The organism is Streptococcus sp. F2, from assembly GCF_056500955.1.
The window spans coordinates 1-2,170 of the sequence record NZ_JBWKAI010000063.1 but is presented as its reverse complement, the minus strand read 5'-3'; the positions used below and the strand labels follow the sequence as shown (position 1 = coordinate 2,170).

Genomic DNA, 2,170 nt, shown 5'->3' with positions numbered 1-2,170 from the left:
GTAACCGCCCAATAACAGGGTATATTGAAAAAACGTTCCAAAGTTGATTTGACTCTGGAACGTTTTCTATTTGCACTTTTCCTGAATAGTTTCAGCCCATGGTAAATAAGCCTCTAGCACCTCCCTTTTTGCGAGTGTCTCCTCGTTAGGTAAGTGTTCTAGAAGATAAGCCATGTATTTCTCTGAATCAAGTCCGTGTCGTTTGGCTGTTTCCAAAAAGCTCAAAATAATTGCTGTCGACTTGGCTCCTTCAAAGCTTTGAGAGAACAACCAATTTTTACGCCCCATGACAAAGGTCTTTATCGCCCTCTCAGCTAGATTATTGGAAAGGACTAAGTTACCATCTGAGAGAGCTGTTCGGAAGGTGCTTTCGTACTTGAGGCTATACTCCAAAGCAGTGCCTAGTTTTGACCCTGGCAAAACAGCCTGCTTACGACACCAATCAAAGAACTCATCCATCAAGAGAGCTAATTCTGTCTGGCGTTTATGTAGCCGTTCCTCAGCTGACAAGGCTTCCCATTCTCTTTCGAGGTTGAACAAGCGGTCGCAATAGGCTAAACCCTTAGCTCCTAAAGAAGTCTTGTCCACTTTCTTGGGAGTTGCCTCAAAGAATTTTCTTCTCACATGTGCCCAACAACCAACTAGTTGAGCCTTGTTTAATGGCCGATAAGCACTCCACATGTCACAATGCACATAGCCACCATAGTCCCCAAGAAACTCCTGAACAACTAAGCCACTCCGGCGCTTGTCATGATGATAGAGGGTAATTCCTTGTACCTCATGCTTCCCAGACAAGAAAGTCCAGTAGTAGGTCAACTGACTATCGCTTTCTAAGACCTTGTAGGAAGTTTCATCCGCATGGAGAATTGGCTGCTCCAGTAACTTCTCGTGTAGAAGGTCATAAATTGGCTCGAAATAATACTGGCTTGATTTGATATGCCAGTTGGCTATCTCCTTCCGACTAATTAGCAGGCCAAGCTTGTTCCAATCCTCTTCCTGACGGTAATTGGGCACTTTCAGATTGAATTTCTGATGAATCGTATGAGCGATGATAGAAGCCGAACCCAAGCTGTGCGCCAAAGGCGCCTTAGGAACAGGAGCCTTGATTATCTTATCCCTCAGATTCTTCTGACTACAGGCCTGACACTTATAAGCATGTTGGATATGGTCAACTCGCTTTAATTGCGCAGGAATAAAGACCAACTCTTGTCGTTGAACAGTTGAGCCAATCTCTTTCAACTGACCATGACAGTCTGGGCAAATACAGTCTTCTTCCTGTAATTCGTGATGCACTATCTCTGGAGTGAATTGGCTGAGAACTGACTGACGAACTCCCTTGGCTTTCTTGCGTTTATAAGTGATGACCTCTGTTTCAACTGGGTAAGTCTCCGTCTTCTTCGGGAAGGCATTCCTCACCAAATAAACTCAGCTGTCCAGGCTGGGAGATAATCTTTTCTGATGATTTTCCGTAGAGTTTCTGAGTCAGATAAGCCACCTGTTCACGAAGGAGGGCTAGCTCATTAGACATGATTTCAATAGTTTTGGTTAGATTTTCAATCACTTTATCTTGTGAATCCATGAGTTCCCTCCTTTAGTTTATCTCATTATACCGAAAGAAAAGCCATGATTTCAATAGAAATCACGACTTTTTGAAACATTTATTTTTGGAGTAATGGCAAATCCTTTCGTGAGCCAGTCCACTTGTTCGGAAGTCAAGGCTTTAACCTCCTCTTCATTGCTTGGCCAGGTTAGTTTTCCGTTTTCAAAGCGTTTGTAAAGCAACCAGAATCCTTGACCGGAGAAGGGATCTAGGTCAAATTGAGTTTTAATGAGATAAGCCAGTGAATCAATCCCTTGACGCATATCCGTTTTCCCACAAACCAAGTAGACTTGACCTAAATCACTGAGTCGAATGGTCATAGTGTAGTACCTTATCCAAGATGGTTTCTAGTGTCTCTTGGTTGAGAGATTGAAAGAAAGTGAGTTCCATTTTTCCGAGACGAATCTTCATCAGAATATCGTTTCTGCTTTTCTTTTCAAAGCGGCGAGATTGGGGAACAGTCAATGGGACGATAGGTTGTGACATCATAAATCCTCCAGTAATGTTTTTTATAACAGTATACTGGAGGAGGGAGGGGATGGATAGGTACCTTGTTATTGGGCGGTTACA

4 protein-coding genes are annotated in these 2,170 nt (G+C 43.1%); all 4 read right to left on the bottom strand.

Translation table 11 applies throughout. The annotated features are described in order from the left end of the window. Positions 1-66: 66 nt before the first annotated feature. Genes tnpC through ACYTR8_RS10245 form a run of 4 tightly spaced genes read right to left on the bottom strand, consistent with a single transcriptional unit; the run spans position 67 to position 2,086 of the window. Entirely contained in the window at positions 67-1,416 is a 1,350-nt protein-coding gene (gene tnpC / locus ACYTR8_RS10260; RefSeq protein ID WP_479642114.1) for an IS66 family transposase, read from the bottom strand. Beyond that, on the bottom strand, positions 1,373-1,579 hold the full coding sequence (locus ACYTR8_RS10255) for an IS66 family transposase (RefSeq protein ID WP_154412783.1): 207 nt from the start codon (positions 1,577-1,579) through the stop codon (positions 1,373-1,375). The genes tnpC and ACYTR8_RS10255 overlap by 44 nt, the downstream gene beginning before the upstream one ends. A 50-nt stretch (positions 1,580-1,629) precedes the next feature. Next, positions 1,630-1,920, bottom strand: coding sequence for an IS66 family insertion sequence element accessory protein TnpB (gene tnpB / locus ACYTR8_RS10250; RefSeq protein WP_479642115.1), 291 nt, complete (start codon positions 1,918-1,920; stop codon positions 1,630-1,632). Further along, the gene (locus ACYTR8_RS10245; protein WP_154412791.1) at positions 1,901-2,086 is read right to left on the bottom strand and encodes a hypothetical protein; all 186 of its coding nucleotides are present in this window, start codon (positions 2,084-2,086) and stop codon (positions 1,901-1,903) included. Before ACYTR8_RS10245 ends, tnpB begins: the two co-directional genes overlap by 20 nt. Between the last annotated feature and the right edge of the window lie 84 nt (positions 2,087-2,170).